General features: G+C 59.5%; 15 protein-coding genes and 4 tRNA genes. 1 reads left to right on the forward strand and 18 read right to left on the reverse strand.

Annotation, left to right across the window (positions count from 1 at the left end):
• Positions 1–121: 121 nt before the first annotated feature.
• The 7 genes from tuf (ABQJ48_RS24260) to rpoB all read right to left on the reverse strand — a co-directional run bounded on the left by tuf (ABQJ48_RS24260) (position 122) and on the right by rpoB (position 15,261).
• Entirely contained in the window at positions 122–1,312 is a 1,191-nt protein-coding gene (gene tuf, locus ABQJ48_RS24260; protein WP_012434572.1) for an elongation factor Tu, read from the reverse strand.
• A 46-nt stretch (positions 1,313–1,358) separates the two neighbouring features.
• The gene (gene fusA, locus ABQJ48_RS24265; protein WP_367840520.1) at positions 1,359–3,461 is read right to left on the reverse strand and encodes an elongation factor G; all 2,103 of its coding nucleotides are present in this window, start codon (positions 3,459–3,461) and stop codon (positions 1,359–1,361) included.
• Between the two features lie 133 nt (positions 3,462–3,594).
• Positions 3,595–4,065, reverse strand: a complete 471-nt coding sequence (gene rpsG / locus ABQJ48_RS24270; RefSeq protein ID WP_006053291.1) for a 30S ribosomal protein S7 — start codon at positions 4,063–4,065, stop codon at positions 3,595–3,597.
• 178 nt (positions 4,066–4,243) lie between these two features.
• The gene (gene rpsL, locus ABQJ48_RS24275) at positions 4,244–4,624 is read right to left on the reverse strand and encodes a 30S ribosomal protein S12 (protein ID WP_006998493.1); all 381 of its coding nucleotides are present in this window, start codon (positions 4,622–4,624) and stop codon (positions 4,244–4,246) included.
• A 220-nt stretch (positions 4,625–4,844) separates the two neighbouring features.
• Positions 4,845–6,692 carry a DNA helicase RecQ gene (gene recQ, locus ABQJ48_RS24280; RefSeq protein ID WP_367840521.1) on the reverse strand — a complete coding sequence of 616 codons (1,848 nt, stop codon included), beginning with the start codon at positions 6,690–6,692 and terminating at the stop codon, positions 4,845–4,847.
• Between the two features lie 202 nt (positions 6,693–6,894).
• Positions 6,895–11,133: a DNA-directed RNA polymerase subunit beta' gene (gene rpoC, locus ABQJ48_RS24285; protein WP_367840522.1), complete on the reverse strand. Its 4,239-nt coding sequence runs from the start codon at positions 11,131–11,133 to the stop codon at positions 6,895–6,897.
• Between the two features lie 21 nt (positions 11,134–11,154).
• Complete coding sequence (gene rpoB / locus ABQJ48_RS24290; RefSeq protein WP_367840523.1) at positions 11,155–15,261, reverse strand: DNA-directed RNA polymerase subunit beta; 4,107 nt, start codon at positions 15,259–15,261, stop codon at positions 11,155–11,157.
• Positions 15,262–15,385: 124 nt separating this feature from the next.
• Here rpoB and ABQJ48_RS24295 point away from each other — a divergent pair, with 124 nt between their 5' ends.
• Positions 15,386–15,628 (forward strand): hypothetical protein, encoded by a 243-nt coding sequence (locus ABQJ48_RS24295; protein WP_367840524.1) that lies wholly within the window; start codon positions 15,386–15,388, stop codon positions 15,626–15,628.
• 3 nt (positions 15,629–15,631) lie between these two features.
• Here the strand turns inward: ABQJ48_RS24295 and rplL are convergent, their stop codons facing one another.
• The 11 genes from rplL to ABQJ48_RS24350 form a co-directional block, all read right to left on the reverse strand.
• The gene (rplL, locus tag ABQJ48_RS24300; protein WP_367840525.1) at positions 15,632–16,006 is read right to left on the reverse strand and encodes a 50S ribosomal protein L7/L12; all 375 of its coding nucleotides are present in this window, start codon (positions 16,004–16,006) and stop codon (positions 15,632–15,634) included.
• 63 nt (positions 16,007–16,069) lie between these two features.
• Positions 16,070–16,573: a 50S ribosomal protein L10 gene (gene rplJ / locus ABQJ48_RS24305; protein WP_013340748.1), complete on the reverse strand. Its 504-nt coding sequence runs from the start codon at positions 16,571–16,573 to the stop codon at positions 16,070–16,072.
• Positions 16,574–16,872: 299 nt separating this feature from the next.
• Positions 16,873–17,571 carry a 50S ribosomal protein L1 gene (rplA, locus tag ABQJ48_RS24310; RefSeq protein WP_367840526.1) on the reverse strand — a complete coding sequence of 233 codons (699 nt, stop codon included), beginning with the start codon at positions 17,569–17,571 and terminating at the stop codon, positions 16,873–16,875.
• The gene (gene rplK, locus ABQJ48_RS24315) at positions 17,572–18,003 is read right to left on the reverse strand and encodes a 50S ribosomal protein L11 (protein WP_012434578.1); all 432 of its coding nucleotides are present in this window, start codon (positions 18,001–18,003) and stop codon (positions 17,572–17,574) included.
• A 164-nt stretch (positions 18,004–18,167) separates the two neighbouring features.
• Positions 18,168–18,725 (reverse strand): transcription termination/antitermination protein NusG, encoded by a 558-nt coding sequence (nusG, locus tag ABQJ48_RS24320; RefSeq protein WP_007180147.1) that lies wholly within the window; start codon positions 18,723–18,725, stop codon positions 18,168–18,170.
• A 1-nt stretch (position 18,726) separates the two neighbouring features.
• Positions 18,727–19,107, reverse strand: a complete 381-nt coding sequence (gene secE, locus ABQJ48_RS24325; RefSeq protein ID WP_367840527.1) for a preprotein translocase subunit SecE — start codon at positions 19,105–19,107, stop codon at positions 18,727–18,729.
• 36 nt (positions 19,108–19,143) lie between these two features.
• Positions 19,144–19,219 (reverse strand) — tRNA-Trp (locus ABQJ48_RS24330).
• 64 nt (positions 19,220–19,283) lie between these two features.
• Positions 19,284–20,474 carry an elongation factor Tu gene (gene tuf, locus ABQJ48_RS24335; protein ID WP_012434572.1) on the reverse strand — a complete coding sequence of 397 codons (1,191 nt, stop codon included), beginning with the start codon at positions 20,472–20,474 and terminating at the stop codon, positions 19,284–19,286.
• 63 nt (positions 20,475–20,537) lie between these two features.
• Positions 20,538–20,612 (reverse strand) — tRNA-Thr (locus ABQJ48_RS24340).
• A 16-nt stretch (positions 20,613–20,628) separates the two neighbouring features.
• Positions 20,629–20,702 (reverse strand) — tRNA-Gly (locus ABQJ48_RS24345).
• Positions 20,703–20,745: 43 nt separating this feature from the next.
• Positions 20,746–20,831: transfer RNA gene (locus tag ABQJ48_RS24350), tRNA-Tyr, on the reverse strand.
• Positions 20,832–21,059 lie beyond the last annotated feature (228 nt).

Consider the following 21,059-nt stretch of genomic DNA (forward strand, 5'->3'; position numbering starts at 1 on the left):
CGCCGCCAGATAGAAAAAGAACGTAGAACCGGGCATCGGATAGGAGTAAGCACTCAGCGCCGACTGCTATCGACAGGCGCCCGGCTCCGGGCACCACTTACCGCAGGTTTAACCCGCGACTTTACTCGAGAATCTTCGCAACCACACCTGCGCCGACCGTACGGCCACCTTCACGAATGGCGAAGCGCAGACCTTCTTCCATCGCGATCGGGTTGATCAGCTTCACCGTGATCGACACGTTGTCGCCCGGCATGACCATTTCCTTGTCCTTCGGCAACTCGATCGAGCCCGTCACGTCCGTGGTGCGGAAGTAGAACTGCGGACGATAGTTGTTGAAGAACGGCGTGTGACGGCCACCTTCGTCCTTGCTCAGCACATACACTTCAGCCGTGAAATGCGTGTGCGGGTTGATCGAACCCGGCTTCGCCAGAACCTGGCCACGCTCCACGTCTTCACGCTTCGTGCCGCGCAGCAGGATGCCGACGTTGTCGCCCGCCTGCCCCTGGTCGAGCAGCTTGCGGAACATTTCCACGCCCGTGCAGGTCGTCTTCACCGTCGGCTTGATACCGACGATCTCGATTTCTTCACCGACCTTCACCACGCCGCGCTCAACGCGACCGGTCACCACCGTGCCACGGCCCGAGATCGAGAACACGTCTTCCACCGGCATCAGGAATGCGCCGTCCACGGCACGTTCCGGCGTCGGGATGTAGGTGTCCAGGGCGTCGGCGAGGTTCATGATCGCCACTTCGCCCAGCTCCCCCTTGTCGCCTTCCAGCGCCAGCTTGGCCGAACCCTTGATGATCGGCGTGTCGTCGCCCGGGAAGTCGTACTTCGAGAGCAGTTCGCGAACTTCCATCTCGACGAGCTCCAGCAGCTCAGCGTCGTCCACCATGTCGCACTTGTTCAGGAACACGATGATGTACGGCACGCCAACCTGACGCGCCAGCAGGATGTGCTCACGCGTTTGCGGCATCGGGCCGTCTGCTGCCGAGCACACCAGGATTGCGCCGTCCATCTGCGCTGCGCCCGTGATCATGTTCTTCACATAGTCAGCGTGGCCCGGGCAGTCGACGTGCGCGTAATGGCGATTAGCTGTTTCGTACTCCACGTGCGCCGTGTTGATCGTAATACCACGCGCCTTCTCCTCCGGCGCCGCGTCGATCTGGTCGTACGCCTTCGCTTCGCCGCCAAACTTCTGCGTCAGAACCGTCGTGATCGCCGCCGTCAGCGTGGTCTTGCCGTGATCAACGTGACCGATCGTGCCGACGTTCACGTGCGGCTTGGTCCGTTCGAATTTACCTTTAGCCATGTTTCTCTTCTTTCAAAAGTTAATCGTTAAATGACTCGCCGCGCGATTATTTCGACTTCGCGTTGATGATCGCTTCGGATACGTTACGCGGTGCTTCTGAGTAGTGCTTGAACTCCATCGTGTACGTCGCACGACCTTGGGTCAGCGAACGCAGCGACGTCGAGTAGCCGAACATTTCCGACAGCGGCACTTCGGCGCGAACAATCTTGCCGCCGCCAACCATGTCATCCATGCCCTGAACGATACCGCGACGGCCCGACAGGTCGCCCATCACGTTGCCCATGTAGTCTTCCGGCGTTTCCACTTCCACGGCCATCATTGGCTCCAGAATGACCGGCTGCGCCTTGCGCATCGCTTCCTTGAACGCCATCGAGCCGGCCATGCGGAACGCATTTTCGTTCGAGTCAACGTCGTGGTACGAACCGAACGTCAGGTGAACCTTGACGTCAACGACCGGGAACCCTGCGAGCACGCCTGCCTTCAACGTTTCCTGGATACCCTTGTCCACCGCCGGGATGTATTCGCGCGGAATCACGCCGCCCTTGATCTCGTCGAGGAACTCGTAGCCCTTACCTTGCTCGTTCGGCTCAAGCGTGATGACCGCGTGACCGTACTGCCCGCGACCACCCGACTGCTTGACGAACTTGCCGTCAACGTCTTCCGCCTTGCCGCGAATCGTCTCGCGGTAGGCAACCTGCGGTTTGCCGACAGTCGCTTCCACGCCGAATTCGCGCTTCATACGGTCCACCAGAATTTCGAGGTGAAGCTCACCCATCCCCGAAATAATGGTTTGTCCCGACTCTTCGTCCGTTTGAACGCGGAACGAGGGATCTTCCTGAGCCAGACGGTTCAGCGCCAGACCCATCTTTTCCTGGTCAGGCTTCGTCTTCGGCTCAACAGCCTGCGAAATCACCGGCTCCGGGAAAATCATGCGTTCCAGCACGATCGGGCTTTGCGGATCGCACAGCGTGTCGCCGGTCGTCGCGTCCTTCAGGCCGACCGCAGCAGCGATGTCGCCCGCGCGAACTTCCTTGATCTCTTCGCGTTGATTCGCGTGCATTTGCAGAATACGCCCCAGACGTTCCTTCTTGTCCTTGGTCGCATTGAGCACGGTGTCGCCCGAATTCACAATACCCGAGTACACGCGGAAAAAAATGAGCTGGCCGACGAACGGGTCGGTCATGATCTTGAATGCCAGTGCCGAGAACTTTTCGTCGTCAGCAGCCCGGCGCTCGCCCTGCTCACCGTTTTCCAGCTCGCCAGTGACCGGCGGGATGTCGATTGGAGACGGCAGGAAGTCGAGCACCGCGTCCAGCATGCGTTGAACGCCCTTGTTCTTGAACGCGGTACCGCACAGCATCGGCTGGATTTCGCACGCGATCGTACGGTCACGCAGACCCTTGACGATTTCCGCTTCAGACAGCTCGCCGTCTTCCAGGTACTTGTTCATCAGGTCTTCGCTCGACTCAGCAGCCGCCTCGACCATCTTTTCGCGCCATTCGTTGCACGAATCAAGCAGTTCCGCAGGGATTTCTTCGTACGAGAACTTGGTGCCTTGGGATGCATCGTCCCAAATGATCGCCTTCATTTTCAGCAGATCGACGACGCCCGTAAAGTTCTCTTCCGCGCCGATAGGCACGACGACCGGAACCGGGTTCGCCTTCAGACGCAGCTTTAGCTGGTCGTAGACCTTGAAGAAGTTCGCGCCCGTACGGTCCATCTTGTTGATGAACGCGAGACGGGGAACCTTGTACTTGTTGGCCTGACGCCACACGGTTTCCGACTGCGGCTGCACGCCGCCCACTGCGCAATAAACCATGCATGCGCCATCGAGCACGCGCATCGAGCGCTCGACTTCAATCGTGAAGTCGACGTGGCCCGGGGTATCGATGATGTTGATGCGGTGCTCAGCGCGGTCGCCGGCCATGCCTTTCCAGAACGCCGTGGTAGCAGCGGACGTGATCGTGATGCCGCGTTCTTGCTCCTGCTCCATCCAGTCCATGGTGGCAGCGCCGTCGTGAACTTCACCAATCTTGTGGTTCACGCCGGTGTAGAACAGGATGCGCTCGGTCGTCGTCGTTTTGCCGGCGTCGATGTGAGCGCTAATACCGATGTTACGGTAGCGCTCGATAGGTGTCTTGCGAGCCACTTTGATCCTCTATTGGGATGACGCGATGCGAGAAAATACCCATCGCGCTGTAACACAAACGGGCGAGGCGCTTTGTAAGCGCACCCGCCCGGAATTTCTCTCCGTTGTTTCCGCTAACCCGGGTTCGGGAAGCTTAGAAACGGAAGTGCGAGAACGCCTTGTTGGCTTCTGCCATCCGGTGAACTTCGTCGCGCTTCTTCATTGCGCCGCCACGGCCTTCGGCCGCTTCTGAGAGTTCACCTGCCAGACGCAGGGCCATCGACTTCTCGCTGCGCTTCTTCGCGGCTTCACGCAACCAACGCATCGCCAATGCCATACGACGCGACGGGCGCACTTCGACCGGAACCTGATAGTTCGCACCACCAACGCGGCGGCTCTTGACTTCGACCACCGGCTTGACGTTGTTGAGCGCTACCGTGAACACTTCCAGCGGGTCCTTGCCACCCTTTGTCTGGATCTGTTCAAAAGCGCCGTACACGATACGCTCGGCAACCGACTTCTTGCCGGAGAGCATCAGCACGTTCATGAACTTAGCTACATCAACGTTACCGAACTTCGGATCCGGCAACACTTCCCGCTTGGGGACTTCGCGACGACGCGGCATGTTTCTTCCTTTACTTTTTCAGTTGGAGCTACTTTTAGCCCCGCGGCCACCAACTAACCCGATTCATCTTCAAGACTTACCAGCCTGGTCGGGTGACCACTTACTCGACAGCACCGGCGAATCCGGCACCACCGCTATTACCGCCCTTGCAGGCGACCTGAAACTACTGGCCGGCCAATTACTTGCCGGCCTTGGCACGCTTCGCACCGTACTTCGAGCGAGCCTGCTTACGATCCTTGACGCCCTGGGTATCCAGCGAGCCGCGAACCATGTGGTAACGCACACCCGGCAAGTCCTTCACACGGCCGCCGCGAATCAGCACGACCGAGTGTTCCTGCAGGTTGTGGCCTTCACCACCGATATAAGAAATGACTTCGAAGCCGTTAGTCAGGCGCACCTTTGCGACCTTACGGAGTGCCGAGTTCGGCTTCTTCGGCGTGGTGGTGTACACACGGGTGCACACGCCGCGACGCTGGGGGCAGTCCTGCAAGGCCGGGCTTTTGCTCTTCGTCGTTTCCGACGCGCGGCCTTTGCGAACCAGTTGATTGATGGTTGGCATTGTTTATTCCTGAAATTGAACAAAATCGACGCATCTGTTTCCGGGCAAAGCAGAAACGATTGCGCATCGAACTTCCGGATGGACTGCAGCACGTGAATTGGATTCGCGCCCCGGCATTCCAAGAACCGGAACCTAGCATAATAGTCCGAAAACACTAACTGAGTCAAACGCTTGCGATATTTTGCATGCCTGCGGACGTTCTCCGGCACTGACAGAACCGTCAATCCGCAGCGACGACTTCCAGCAATTCGTTGCCAAAACGGTCCAGTTTGCGCGCACCCATGCCCGGAATGCCGCGCAAATCGTCGACGGAGTCCGGGCCATTCCGGGCGATTTCGGCGAGCGTTGCATCGTGGAAAATGACGTACGCCGGCACGCCATCGCGCTTCGCCGTCTCGGTACGCCAGGCGCGCAGACGCTCCCAGCGAGTCCGTTCGCGCGGCCCCATGCCGATTGTCGGATCAGCCCGCTCGCTGGTACGGCCGGACGACTGCCGGCTGCGCGTGGGCTTCACGTAGCGGCGCATCGTCACGTTCTGCTCGCCCTTGAGCACCGGCTTGCTCGCTTCGGTCAGCACGAGCGAGCCAAAGCCTTCGTGGTCGACCGTCAGATAGCCGAACGCCACCAACTGGCGAAACACGGCGCGCCACTCGGGCTCCCCGAGCGCCGCGCCAATGCCAAACGTGCTCAGCTTGTCGTGGCCGCGCTGCATGATTTTCTCGCTGCGGTTGCCGCGCAGAATGTCGATTAGATGGCCAGCGCCGAAGTTGAAACCGCTTGCCCGCTGCGCGCGGAACACACAGGACAGTGCCATTTGCGCCTCGCGCGTTGCGTCCCAGGTCGCAGGCGGCTCAAGGCAATTGTCGCAATTGCCGCACGGTTTGCTGGTTTCGCCGAAGTAACCGAGCAACCGGACGCGCCGGCAAGTCGCCGTCTCGCACAGGCCGAGCAGCGCATCGAGCTTGCTGGTCTGCACGCGCTTATGCGCGTCGTCGGCATCGGACTCGTCGATCATTTTGCGCTGCTGCACAACGTCGCCGAGACCGTATGCCATCCACGCGTTGGCCGGCATGCCGTCGCGGCCGGCGCGGCCGGTTTCCTGGTAGTAGCCTTCGACGCTCTTCGGCAAGTCGAGATGAGCGACGAAACGCACGTCCGGTTTGTCGATCCCCATGCCGAATGCGATCGTCGCACACATCACGATGCCTTCTTCGCGCTGGAACATCTCCTGATGTTTCTGGCGAATCTCGAACTCCATGCCGGCGTGATACGGCAGCGCGCGCATGCCTTTTTCTTTGAGCCACTCCGCGGTTTCTTCCACCTTGCGGCGCGACAGGCAATAGACGACTCCGGCGTCGGTGGTGCCGTCCGGCCGCGAATGCTCGGCACGGATGAAGTCCAGCAACTGAGCCCGTGCATTGTCCTTTTCGGCAATGCGATAGCGGATGTTCGGCCGGTCGAAACTGGACACGAAGATGCGTGCGTCATCCAGCGCGAGGCGGTGAATGATCTCCTCGCGCGTGATCGCATCCGCAGTGGCAGTCAGCGCTATGCGCGGGACGTTCGGAAAACGCTCGTGCAGCACCGACAGCTGAATATATTCGGGTCGGAAGTCGTGCCCCCATTGCGACACGCAATGCGCCTCGTCGATGGCGAACAAACCAATGCGCGTGCGCTCGAGCAATTCCTGGAAACGTGGCGTCATCAGACGCTCCGGCGCCACGTAGAGCAGATCGATTTCGCCGTCGCGCAATGCGCGTTCCGTGGCCATCGCCTGGGCGCTGGACAGCGTGGAATTCAGATAGTTGGCGCGTACGCCAACTTCGGTGAGCGCGGCCACCTGGTCCTGCATCAGCGCGATCAGCGGCGACACGACAATGCCGGTGCCGAAGCCGCCTTCGCGCCGCACCAGCGACGGTATCTGATAGCACAGCGATTTGCCGCCGCCCGTCGGCATCAACACGAGGCAATCGCCACCGCCTGCGACGTGCTCGACAATTTCTCCCTGCTGCCCTCGGAACGCGGGATAACCGAAGACTTCGTTGAGGATCTGGAGCGGACGGGACATGAATTTGAGAAAAGCAGCCAAAAGCCGGTGACATGAATTTTACCCAACGCACTCGCGCTGCGCCCGCGCTTTGCGAGAACGTTAGCCATCGGGCTTAGGAAGCCGCGACGTCGCACAAAGACAGATGCATAAAAAAAGCCGCTCAGTCGAAACTGAGCGGCTTCGCTGGGTGGTGGGCCCAAGCGGCTTGCGCCGCCGGGACTTACTCCCCTGAGTGCTGCTGTTCGGCAGCCGGGGTTTCCGGCGTACCGAATTCGAACGACTCTTCCGCTGCGATCTGGTCGAAACGTTCGCGGTCGGACAGTTCCTTGCTCTTGCGCGCCTTGTGGAACGCGAGACCTGTACCGGCCGGAATCAGACGACCGACGATCACGTTTTCCTTCAGACCGCGCAGATCGTCGCGCTTGCCCATGATCGCCGCTTCGGTCAGCACGCGGGTCGTTTCCTGGAACGACGCCGCGGAGATGAACGAATCGGTCGACAGCGACGCCTTCGTGATACCGAGCAACACGTTTTCGTATGTTGCAGGACGCTTGTCTTCCGCGATCATGCGGTCGTTCTCGTCGAGCATATCCGACCGCTCGACCTGTTCGCCCGGGATGAAACGCGTATCGCCATTGTCCGTAATCTGCACGCGCCGCAGCATCTGACGAACAATCACTTCGATGTGCTTGTCGTTGATCTTCACGCCTTGCAGACGGTACACGTCCTGCACTTCGTCCACGATGTAACGCGACAGCGCTTCCACGCCCTGCAAGCGCAGGATGTCGTGTGGGTCCGCCGGCCCGTCGACGATCATTTCGCCCTTGTTGACGACCTGACCATCGTGCACGAGAACCTGCTTTTCCTTCGCGATCAGGAACTCGTGCTGGTTGCCCTCGAGGTCCGTGATAACGAGACGCTGCTTGCCCTTCGTGTCCTTACCGAACGAAGTCGTCCCCGTGACTTCCGCGAGGATACCTGCGTCCTTCGGCGAACGTGCTTCGAACAGTTCCGCCACACGCGGCAGACCGCCGGTAATGTCACGCGTCTTCTGCGATTCGGTCGGAATACGTGCGAGCACTTCGCCGACCTGCACTTGCTGACCATCTTTCACGGTGATCAGAGCGCCGACCTGGAAGCCGATTTGCACCGAGTGCTCGGTGTTCGGGATCTTGACTTCCTCGCCGTTCGCATCGAGCAGCTTGACCTGAGGACGCACCGTCTTGGACGCTTGCGAACCACGACGCTTGACGTCGATCACGACCAGCGTCGACAGCCCGGTCACATCGTCGATCTGCTTCGCAACGGTCACGCCTTCCTCGACGTTCTCGAACTTCACCGTGCCACCGTATTCGGTGATGATCGGACGCGTCATCGGGTCCCACGTCGCGAGTTGCGCGCCCGCCTTGATCTGCGCGCCGTCCAGTTGCAACAGCGTGGCGCCGTACGGCACCTTGTGACGTTCGCGTTCGCGCCCGTGGTCGTCGGTGATCATCGCTTCGCCAGAACGCGAGATGACGATCTGTTCGCCCTTCGCGTTGGTGACGTAACGCATCGTCGCCGTGAAACGCACGGTACCGTTCGACTTCGCTTCGACGGACGAGGCCACTGCCGCACGCGACGCCGCACCACCGATGTGGAACGTACGCATCGTGAGCTGCGTTCCCGGTTCACCGATCGACTGAGCAGCGATCACACCGACTGCCTCGCCGACGTTCACCAGCGAGCCGCGGCCGAGGTCGCGGCCATAGCACGCTGCGCACAGGCCGTAACGCGTTTCGCAGGTGAGCGGCGTACGCACGCGCACTTCGTCGATGCCGAGGCGTTCGATTTCTTCCACCGCGTCTTCATCGAGCAAGCTACCCGATTCGAACAGCGTTTCCTGCGATTCCGGATTGACGACGTCAGCCACCGCCACGCGCCCGAGAATACGGTCACGCAGCGCTTCGACCACTTCGCCGCCTTCGACCAACGCCTTCATGGCGACGCCGTTCGACGTACCGCAATCGTCCTCGACCACCACCAGGTCTTGCGTCACGTCGACCAGACGCCGCGTCAGGTAACCGGAGTTCGCCGTCTTCAGTGCCGTATCAGCCAGACCCTTACGTGCACCGTGGGTCGAGATGAAGTACTGCAACACGTTCAGGCCTTCGCGGAAGTTCGCCGTAATCGGCGTCTCGATGATCGAGCCGTCCGGCTTCGCCATCAGGCCACGCATACCGGCCAGCTGACGAATCTGAACCGCTGAACCACGCGCACCCGAGTCCGCCATCATGTAGATGGAGTTGAACGATTCCTGCCGCGTTTCCTTGCCGTCGCGATCGGTCACCGGTTCGGTCGAAAGCTGCTCCATCATCGCCTTGCCGACCGCTTCCGACGTTGCCGACCAGATGTCGACCACGTTGTTGTAGCGTTCCTGCGCGGTGACGAGCCCCGACATGTACTGACGGTCGTATTCCTTCACCTTCTTGGCTGCGTCGCCGACGATGACCTCTTTCTGCGGCGGCACGAGCATGTCGTCCACGCAGATCGAGATGCCAGCGCGCGTTGCCAGACGGAAGCCCGACTGCATCAACTGGTCGGCGAAAATGACCGTTTCGCGCAGACCGCATTTGCGGAATGCGGTGTTGATCAGACGCGAGATTTCCTTCTTCTTGAGCGGCTTGTTCAGCACCGAGAACGGCAGGCCCGGCGGCAGGATTTCCGACAGGATTGCGCGGCCGACGGTCGTTGCGTACAGCGTGATCTTCGGCACGAATGCCGGCGCACCTTCCGACGTGTCCTCGTTGTAGACCATTTCCGTGATCCGCACGTTGACGCGCGAGGCGAGCTCCACTTCCTTGTTCTCGTACGCACGCAGCGCTTCCGAGACGCCCGTGAAGGTCAGGCCTTCGCCCTTGCCGTTCACGGCTTCCCGGGTCGCGTAGTACAGGCCGAGCACGATGTCCTGCGACGGCACGATCGACGGATCGCCGTTAGCCGGAAACAGCACGTTGTTCGACGCCAGCATCAGCGTGCGTGCCTCCATCTGCGCTTCCAGCGACAGCGGGACGTGAACAGCCATCTGGTCACCGTCGAAGTCGGCGTTGAACGCCGCGCAAACAAGCGGGTGCAGCTGGATTGCCTTACCTTCGATCAGCACCGGCTCGAAAGCCTGAATGCCTAGACGGTGCAGCGTCGGCGCACGGTTCAGCATGACCGGATGCTCGCGGATCACCTCTTCGAGGATGTCCCACACCACCGCTGTCTGGTTCTCGACTTCCTTCTTCGCGGCCTTGATGGTGGTAGCCACACCCATCACTTCCAGCTTGTTGAAGATGAACGGCTTGAACAGTTCCAGCGCCATCAGCTTCGGCAGACCACACTGATGCAGCTTGAGCGTCGGGCCGACCACGATGACCGAACGGCCCGAGTAGTCGACGCGCTTACCCAACAGGTTCTGACGGAAACGACCGCCCTTGCCCTTGATCATGTCGGCGAGCGACTTCAGCGGACGCTTGTTCGCGCCGGTCATCGCCTTACCGCGCCGGCCGTTGTCGAGCAGCGAATCGACGGCTTCCTGCAGCATCCGCTTTTCGTTGCGGACGATGATTTCAGGCGCCTTCAGTTCGAGCAGACGCTTCAACCGGTTGTTGCGGTTGATCACGCGGCGATACAGGTCGTTCAGGTCCGAAGTCGCGAAGCGGCCGCCGTCCAGCGGCACCAGCGGACGCAGTTCCGGCGGCAGCACCGGCAGCACTTCGAGCACCATCCAGTCAGGCTTGATGCCGGAGCGCTGGAAAGCCTCGAGCACCTTCAGGCGCTTCGCGTACTTCTTGATCTTCGCTTCCGAACCCGTGTTCTTGAGTTCGGTGCGCAGCATCTCGACCTGTTCGTCGATATTGATTGCCCGCAGCAGTTCGCGAACGCCTTCCGCGCCCATCTCGGCACGGAATTCATCACCGTACTCTTCGACCTTGTTGTAGTAATCCTCTTCGGTCATGATCTGCCGCGCTTTGAGCGGCGTCATGCCCGGATCGATCACCACATATGCTTCGAAGTACAGCACGCGCTCGATGTCGCGCAGCGTCATGTCGAGCACCATGCCCAGACGCGACGGCAGCGACTTGAGGAACCAGATGTGCGCAACCGGCGAGGCCAGTTCGATGTGGCCCATCCGTTCGCGACGCACCTTCGCGAGCGTCACTTCGACGCCGCACTTCTCGCAGATCACGCCACGGTGCTTCAGGCGCTTGTACTTGCCGCAAAGGCATTCGTAGTCTTTGATCGGCCCGAAGATCTTCGCGCAGAACAGACCATCGCGTTCCGGCTTGAACGTCCGGTAGTTGATGGTTTCGGGCTTCTTGACTTCACCGAACGACCACGAACGGATCTTGTCCGGCGAGGCCAGACCGATCTTGATCGCGTCAAAAACTTCAGGTTGTTGGACTTGCTTGAATAGATCGAGCAAAGCTTTCATCGCTTCTCTCCAGTAGTCCGATTAGTTCCGGTCCAGGTCGATGTCGATACCGAGCGACCGGATTTCCTTCACCAACACATTGAACGACTCAGGCATGCCGGCATCGATCACGTGATCGCCCTTGACCAGGTTCTCGTAAACCTTGGTCCGGCCCGTCACGTCGTCCGACTTCACCGTCAGCATTTCCTGCAGCACGTATGATGCGCCGTACGCTTCGAGCGCCCACACTTCCATTTCACCGAAACGCTGGCCACCGAACTGCGCCTTACCGCCCAACGGCTGCTGCGTCACGAGCGAGTACGGGCCCGTGGAACGCGCGTGCATCTTGTCGTCGACCAGGTGGTGCAGCTTCAGGTAGTGCATGTAGCCGACCGTCACCGTACGTTCGAACATTTCGCCCGTGCGGCCGTCGTACAGACGCACCTGGTTCTTCGACGGCGTCATGCCGAGGTTCTTCGCGATGTCGTCCGGGAATGCCAGATCCAGCGCGCGCGACATTTCCTCTTCCGTCGCACCGTCGAACACCGGCGTCGCGAACGGCACGCCTTCGCGCAGGTTCTTCGCCAGTTCGACGATCTCGTCGTCGGTGAAGCTGTCGAGCTCTTCGGCACGGCCCGACTCGTTGTAGATCTTGGTCAGGAATTCGCGCAGTTCTTCGATCTTCGCCTGACGCTGCAGCATTTCGCCGATACGCCAGCCCAGACCCTTCGCGGCCCAACCCAGATGCACTTCGAGAACCTGACCCACGTTCATCCGCGACGGCACGCCGAGCGGGTTGAGAACGACGTCAGCCGGACGGCCATCGGCCATGTACGGCATGTCTTCGATCGGGACGATCTTCGACACCACACCCTTGTTACCGTGACGGCCGGCCATCTTGTCGCCAGGCTGCAAGCGGCGCTTGACTGCCAGATACACCTTGACCATCTTGAGCACGCCCGGCGGCAGTTCGTCGCCCTGCGTGAGCTTCTTGCGCTTTTCTTCGAACGCGAGATCGAACTGGTGACGCTTTTCTTCGATCGAGTTCTTGATCGCTTCGAGCTGTGCCGCGGCCTCTTCGTCCGCGAGGCGGATGTCGAACCAGTGGTAGTGATCGAGATCTTCCAGGTAAGCCTGTTCGATCTTCGTGCCCTTCGCGAGCTTCTTCGGACCGCCGTTCGCGACCTTGCCGTCGAGCATGCGTGCGAGACGCTGGAACGCGTCGCCTTCCACGATGCGCAACTGGTCGTTCAGGTCGAGGCGATAGCGCTTCAGTTCATCGTCGATGATCTGTTGCGCGCGCTTATCGCGCTGAATGCCTTCGCGGGTGAACACCTGCACGTCGATCACCGTGCCGCTCATGCCCGAAGGCACGCGCAGCGACGTGTCCTTCACGTCCGATGCTTTCTCGCCGAAGATCGCGCGCAGCAGCTTTTCTTCCGGCGTGAGCTGGGTTTCGCCCTTCGGCGTGACCTTGCCCACGAGCACGTCGCCCGCTTCGACTTCCGCGCCGATGTACACGATGCCCGACTCGTCGAGACGGCCAAGCTGCACTTCCGCGAGGTTCGAAATGTCGCGCGTGATTTCTTCCGGTCCGAGCTTTGTGTCGCGAGCCACGACGTTCAGTTCTTCGATGTGGATCGACGTGTAGCGATCGTCGGCCACAACCTTTTCCGAGATCAGGATCGAGTCTTCGAAGTTGTAGCCATTCCACGGCATGAACGCGATCAGCATGTTCTGGCCGAGCGCGAGCTCACCCAGATCGGTCGATGCACCGTCGGCCAGTACGTCGCCGCGCGCAACCTTGTCGCCCATCTTCACGATCGGACGCTGGTTGATGTTGGTGTTCTGGTTCGAACGCGTGTACTTGATCAGGTTGTAGATGTCGACACCGACGTCGCCCGCAGCCGCTTCGTCATCGTTCACGCGAATCACTATACGGCCAGCGTCCACGTAATCCACGACACCGCCGCGGAACGCCTGAACCGTCGTGCCCGAGTCGACCGCAACCGTGCGCTCGATACCCGTACCAACCACGGCCTTTTCGGGACGCAGACACGGCACAGCCTGACGCTGCATGTTCGAACCCATCAACGCGCGGTTCGCGTCGTCGTGCTCGAGGAACGGAATCAGCGAGGCTGCCACCGAGACGATCTGCGACGGCGCGACGTCCATGTACTGGATGCGGTCCGGCGTAACCATCAGCGTTTCGCCGGCTTCCCGCGACGAAACCAGTTCGTCGGTCAGCGAGCCGTCAGCCGCCACCGCCGCGTTCGCCTGGGCGATCACGTAACGGCCTTCTTCAATCGCCGACAGATAGTCGATCTGATCGGTCACCTTGCTGTCAACGACCTTGCGATACGGCGTTTCCAGGAAGCCATATTCGTTCAGGTGAGCGTACAGTGCCAGCGAGTTGATCAGGCCGATGTTCGGACCTTCCGGCGTTTCAATCGGGCAGACCCGACCGTAGTGAGTCGGGTGCACGTCGCGGACTTCGAAGCCGGCGCGCTCACGCGTCAAACCGCCCGGGCCAAGTGCCGAGACACGGCGCTTGTGGGTAATTTCCGACAGCGGGTTCGTCTGGTCCATGAACTGCGACAGCTGCGACGAACCGAAGAACTCGCGAATCGCCGACGAAATCGGCTTTGAGTTGATCAGGTCGTGCGGCATCAGGTTTTCGCTTTCGGCCTGGCCAAGACGTTCCTTCACAGCACGTTCGACACGCACGAGACCTGCGCGGAACTGGTTTTCCGCCAGTTCGCCGACGCAACGCACACGACGATTGCCCAAGTGGTCGATGTCGTCCACCTCGCCCTTGCCGTTACGCAGTTCGACCAGGATCTTGATCGTGGCGAGGATGTCGTCGTCTTGCAGTGTCATCGGTCCGACGATCTCGTCGCGACCCACGCGACGATTGAACTTCATACGACCCACCTTGGACAGGTCGTATGCGTCTTCGCTGTAAAACAGGCGGTTGAACAGCGCCTCGACCGCTTCTTCGGTCGGCGGTTCGCCCGGGCGCATCATGCGGTAGATCGCAATGCGGGCGGCCATCTTGTCCGCGGTTTCGTCGATGCGCAGCGTCGACGAAATATACGGACCTTGGTCCAGGTCGTTCGTGTAGAGCGTCTGAATCTCTTTGATCTTCGATTCGCGCAGCTTCTCGAGCACCGTTTCGGTGATTTCGTCGTTCGCATTGGCGATGACTTCGCCGGTGTCGCCGTCGACGACGTTCTTAGCCAGCACGCGGCCGAGCAAATAATCTTCCGGGACCGAGATGAACTTGGTCTTCGCGTTGTCGAGGTCGCGAATGTGCTTTGCGTTGATCCGCTTGTCTTTCTGGACAATCACGTTGCCATCACGGTCCGTGATGTCGAAACGCGCGACTTCACCACGCAAGCGCTCGGGCACGAATTCCATCTGGGCGCCTTCCGGCATCAGCGTAAAATTGTCGAACACGAAAAAGTTTGCAAGGATCTGTTCCGGCGTCAGGCCGATTGCCTTCAGCAGGATCGTGACCGGCATCTTGCGGCGACGGTCGACGCGGAAGTACAGCACGTCCTTCGGATCGAACTCGAAGTCGAGCCACGAGCCACGGTAAGGGATGATACGTGCAGAGAACAGGAGCTTGCCCGAGCTGTGCGTCTTGCCCTTGTCATGTTCGAAGAACACGCCCGGCGAACGGTGCAGCTGCGACACGATCACACGTTCCGTGCCGTTGATGACGAACGAACCGGTCGGCGTCATGAGCGGAATTTCGCCCATGTACACTTCCTGTTCCTTGACTTCCTTGACAACCGGTTTGCTGGGAGATTCCTTGTCGAGCAGCACCAGACGCACTTTCGCGCGCAGCGCCGAGCAGTAGGTCAGACCGCGCTGCTGACATTCCTTGATGTTGAATGCCGGCGGCGACAGCATGTAGCTGACGAACTCCAGACGTGCGAACCCGTTGTGCGAAACAATCGGAAAAACGGACGTGAACGCGGCCTGCAGGCCTTCCGGCTTGCGTTGCGTGGACGACGTGTCTGCTTGCAGAAACGTGCTGAATGATTCAAGCTGGGTAGCCAGCAGGAAAGGTACTTGGTGAACGATGGGGCGCTTCGCAAAACTCTTACGAATACGCTTCTTCTCGGTGAAGGAATATTGCATACGATCTCCGAATCACGGCGGGCATTGTTGTCGAGGCAGGATACCTTGATGAGACAACCCGAGTGTTCACCGACTGAGACCCGATGGCCGTCCGATGGCTTGAACGAGCCTAGAAGCTTGGTGGTTGGCCGCTACCAACCGCTGGCTGACGGCAGCGGATGCCTGTGTTGCCCGCTACCCGACCAAACTTGCCTTCTGCAGTCGCTTCAGAAGACAAAGAGAAACGCCGGCCGGTGTTGCCGACGGCGGTTTTCTTTGGCCTCTGGGAATCGCAGTTCTTGCCAAAATCAGCCTGCAAAAACGCGGCTCCCACAAAGCACAAAAAGGCCGGCGGTGCAAAACCGCCAGCCTTCGCACAGCGCGCTGAAGCTTACTTGATTTCAGCCTTGGCGCCGGCTTCTTCCAGCTTCTTCTTGGCTTCTTCGGCAGCAGCCTTGGGTACCGATTCCTTAACAGGCTTCGGTGCGCCGTCGACCAGGTCCTTCGCTTCCTTCAGGCCCAGACCCGTCAGTTCCCGAACAGCCTTAATGACAGAAACCTTGTTCGCGCCAACTTCGACCAGATTGACCGTGAATTCGGTCTGCTCTTCGACAGCTGCAGCAGCGCCGCCGCCCGCAGGGCCTGCCACTGCAACAGCAGCAGCTGACACGCCAAATTTTTCTTCGAACGCCTTAACCAGCTCGTTCAGTTCCAGAACCGACATCGAGCCCACGGCTTCAAGGATGTCATCTTTTGCGATTGCCATTTGAAATACTCCTAAATTGAATTCGGATACAGCTAGCGATCAATTACGCTCGGCTGAGGAACGTTAAGCAGCGGACTCTTCGCCCTGCTTCTTTTCCGCAAGCGCTGCCAAAGCACGCGCAAAGCCGGAAACAGGAGCTTGCATAACGAACAACAGCTTGGAGAGCAGCTCCTCGCGGCTCGGGATGTTGGCCAGCGCTTGCACGCCAGCCTTGTCCATCACGTTGCCTTCGTAGGCGCCAGCCTTGATGACCAACTTGTCATTGCTCTTGCTAAAGTCATTGACGACCTTTGCAGCAGCAATTGCATCTTCCGAGATGCCGTAGATCAGGGGGCCGGTCATCTGCTCTGCCAGCGGAGCAAACGGGGTACCTTCGACAGCGCGGCGCGCCAGCGTGTTCTTCAACACGCGAAGATAAACCTGTTGCTCACGCGCTTTCGCGCGCAGCTTGGTCAGATCGCCAACCGTGATCCCACGATACTCAGCCAGAACCACGGTCTGGGCTTTCGCGACTTGCGCGGCAACCTCAGCGACGACGGCCTGCTTGCTTTCTTTGTTGAGTGGCACGGTTAACCTCCAGATTCGATACACGCAGCGTGCGCCTTGTGTACCGCATTCAATAACGGCGTCCGACCAGTCAGGAGTATTTCGACCGTCGTAGGCCCGCATCGCTGCGGACATCCAACGGCTTCATCACCACAAAACTTTTTCGGGTTCGCCATCTGCGTTGGCTTTACATTAAGGACTCGCCTACCTGCTGCGTGCCCGCCAACGGTCTTTGACAACCGGCTGCGCGACGCAAACTGCCACCCCGCAACCGCCCAAAGCCCATAAAACCACCCCGACTCTCGTCGAGGCGATGAAATTTACTGTGCTGCCATTGATGCCTGGTCGACGCGAACGCCAACGCCCATCGTGCTCGATACCGCAATCTTGCGCAGATAGACGCCCTTGCTCGTTGCCGGCTTCGCCTTTTGCAACGCTTCGACGAGAGCGTTCAGGTTGCTACGAAGAGCGGTCGGCTCAAACGAGGCGCGGCCGATCGTTGCGTGGATAATACCGGCCTTGTCGACACGGAATTGCACCTGACCAGCCTTGGCATTCTTCACTGCGGTCGCGACGTCCGGCGTAACCGTGCCGACCTTCGGGTTCGGCATCAGGCCGCGCGGGCCCAGGATCTGGCCGAGTGTACCGACGACGCGCATGGTGTCCGGCGAAGCGATCACAATGTCGAAGTCCAACTTGCCAGCCTTGACCTGCTCAGCGAGGTCTTCCATACCCACCACTTCCGCGCCAGCTGCACGAGCTTGCTCGGCTTTTTCGCCTTGTGCGAACACTGCAACGCGGACCGACTTACCGGTGCCTGCCGGCAGCACGACCGACCCACGGACTACTTGGTCGGACTTCTTCGCGTCGATGCCGAGTTGCACGGCGACGTCGATCGACTCGTCGAACTTCGCGCTCGCGCACTCTTTCACCAGCGACAGCGCGTCGTCAATCGGGTACAACTTCTGACGATCGACCTTGGCTGCAAATGCTTGCAGACGCTTTGAAAGCTTAGCCATTTACACGCCCTCCACGGTGATGCCCATCGAGCGGGCGCTACCAGCGATCGTACGAACCGCTGCGTCCAGATCAGCTGCCGTCAGATCGGGCATCTTGGTCTTGGCGATGTCTTCGGCTTGAGCACGGGTGATCTTGCCGACCTTGTCCGTATGCGGCTTGCTCGAACCCTTGTCGATCTTCGCTGCCTTCTTGATCAAAACGGTAGCCGGCGGCGTCTTGAGGACAAACGTGAAGCTCTTGTCAGCAAACGCGGTGATCACGACCGGAGTCGGCAGCCCCGGTTCCAATGCCTGAGTCTGCGCGTTGAACGCCTTGCAGAACTCCATGATGTTCAGGCCGCGTTGGCCGAGTGCCGGACCGACCGGCGGCGATGGATTGGCTTTACCTGCAGGAATCTGCAGCTTAATAAAGCCAATGATTTTCTTTGCCATGTTGAAGACCCCTTTGGAACGTCATAACCATCCGGTCATACGTTCAGTGAGTAGTAGCGCGCGTTCGCCGAAAATTTGCTACTTGCGCTCCTCAACGGTCATTGCGCGGACCGTAAGCGCGAAATGCGGAACGCACCCGTTAGTGCGTCCCCGCAAAATTTGGATTACAGCTTTTCAACTTGCCCGAATTCGAGCTCGACCGGCGTTGCGCGGCCAAAAATTGTAACGGAAACACGGACGCGCGACTTTTCGTAATTCACTTCTTCGACGCTGCCATTAAAATCCGTGAACGGGCCGTCCTTCACGCGCACCATCTCGCCTACTTCGAACAAGGTCTTCGGACGCGGTTTTTCGACGCCCTCTTGCATTTGCGACATGATCTTTTCGACTTCGCGCGGGGAAATCGGGCTGGGGCGATTGCGCGCGCCACCGACGAAACCGGTCACCTTAGCCGTGTTCTTCACGAGGTGCCACGTTTCATCCGTCATCTCCATTTCCACCAGCACGTAGCCGGGAAAGAAACGACGTTCAGTCACCGATTTGTGACCGCCTTTTACCTCGACGACCTCTTCAGTCGGCACGAGGATTTGGCCAAACTGATCTTGCATGCCAGCACGTTCGATGCGCTCCTGGAGCGCCCGCTGCACACTCTTCTCCATGCCGGAGTAGGCGTGCACCACATACCAACGTTTGCCACTCGGGGATGCCGGAGTATCGCTCATATCATTTCCAACCCAGAATCACCGAGAAAATCGCCCATTCGATGGATTTATCACTAGCCCAAAGAAAGATCGCCATAACGAACACGAAGCCGAAGACTACAAGCGTTGTTTGTATCGCCTCTTTGCGAGTAGGCCAAACAACCTTACGGACCTCTTTGTATGAGTCTTTGGCGAAAGCGATGAAACCCTTGCCAGGCGCAGAAAAAAGACCGACTACAACACCCGCCATCGCGCCAACAGCCAAGGCGGCTCCGCGGATGTACCATTCTTGGCCGCTGAGCCAGAAGAACCCCACGAACCCGGCCAAGACCAACAATACCCCCGCAACGAGCATCAACTTGTCGCCGGATGTATTTGCAGTTTCGACGGAAGGATTCGCCATAACACCTTAACGAAGCGCCATATACGACGCAAGAGTTGGCAGGGGCAGAGGGAATCGAACCCCCAACCTTCGGTTTTGGAGACCGACGCTCTGCCAGTTGAGCTATGCCCCTAAACCACTTGGGGTTGACGAGACTGTCAACCCTGAAATTACCGATCAACGAGAACTATCTGGCGTTACTCGAGAATTTTCGCAACCACACCTGCGCCGACCGTACGGCCACCTTCACGAATGGCGAAGCGCAGACCTTCTTCCATCGCGATCGGGTTGATCAGCTTCACCGTGATCGACACGTTGTCGCCCGGCATGACCATTTCCTTGTCCTTCGGCAACTCGATCGAGCCCGTCACGTCCGTGGTGCGGAAGTAGAACTGCGGACGATAGTTGTTGAAGAACGGCGTGTGACGGCCACCTTCGTCCTTGCTCAGCACATACACTTCAGCCGTGAAATGCGTGTGCGGGTTGATCGAACCCGGCTTCGCCAGAACCTGGCCACGCTCCACGTCTTCACGCTTCGTGCCGCGCAGCAGGATACCGACGTTGTCGCCCGCCTGCCCCTGGTCGAGCAGCTTGCGGAACATTTCCACGCCCGTGCAGGTCGTCTTCACCGTCGGCTTGATACCGACGATCTCGATTTCTTCACCGACCTTCACCACGCCGCGCTCAACGCGACCGGTCACCACCGTGCCACGGCCCGAGATCGAGAACACGTCTTCCACCGGCATCAGGAATGCGCCGTCCACGGCACGTTCCGGCGTCGGGATGTAGGTGTCCAGGGCGTCGGCGAGGTTCATGATCGCCACTTCGCCCAGCTCCCCCTTGTCGCCTTCCAGCGCCAGCTTGGCCGAACCCTTGATGATCGGCGTGTCGTCGCCCGGGAAGTCGTACTTCGAAAGCAGTTCGCGAACTTCCATCTCGACGAGCTCCAGCAGCTCAGCGTCGTCCACCATGTCGCACTTGTTCAGGAACACGATGATGTACGGCACGCCAACCTGACGCGCCAGCAGGATGTGCTCACGCGTTTGCGGCATCGGGCCGTCTGCTGCCGAGCACACCAGGATTGCGCCGTCCATCTGCGCTGCGCCCGTGATCATGTTCTTCACATAGTCAGCGTGGCCCGGGCAGTCGACGTGCGCGTAATGGCGATTAGCTGTTTCGTACTCCACGTGCGCCGTGTTGATCGTAATACCACGCGCCTTCTCCTCCGGCGCCGCGTCGATCTGGTCGTACGCCTTCGCTTCGCCGCCAAACTTCTGCGTCAGAACCGTCGTGATCGCCGCCGTCAGCGTGGTCTTGCCGTGATCAACGTGACCGATCGTGCCGACGTTCACGTGCGGCTTGGTCCGCTCAAACTTACCCTTGGCCATTTTCGACTCCTAAGAGGATTTTTCCGTACGTTGCGCCGTGCGCAAACGATCACCGAGTACGTCTGGTGCCCATGGGCAGGATCGAACTGCCGACCTCTCCCTTACCAAGGGAGTGCTCTACCACTGAGCCACATGGGCGCTACTTCTGTGTTGCTGGAGCGGGTGAAGGGAATCGAACCCTCGTCGTAAGCTTGGAAGGCTTCTGCTCTACCATTGAGCTACACCCGCAAGGATTCATGGATTCCCAACAACTGCTACAACAACTTATGTCTGGTGGAGGAGGTTGGATTCGAACCAACGTAGGCGTAAGCCAACAGATTTACAGTCTGCCCCCTTTAGCCACTCGGGCACCCCTCCGCAGAGAACTGAGGATTATGGGGGAACGACCGCTGGTTGTCAAGACCCGCTTGTCGTTCCGCAGCCATGTTCTCACTTATACAGTGGTTTCAGACCGCCCCAAACGCAGAAACCCCACCTTTTGGGGGTGGGGTTTCTGTTCACTGCTGGGGAGCCTGACGATTACCTACTTTCACACGGGCAATCCGCACTATCATCGGCGTGGAGTCGTTTCACGGTCCTGTTCGG

This window comes from Paraburkholderia suaedae (assembly GCF_040812055.1).
In the GTDB taxonomy this organism is placed as follows: domain Bacteria; phylum Pseudomonadota; class Gammaproteobacteria; order Burkholderiales; family Burkholderiaceae; genus Paraburkholderia.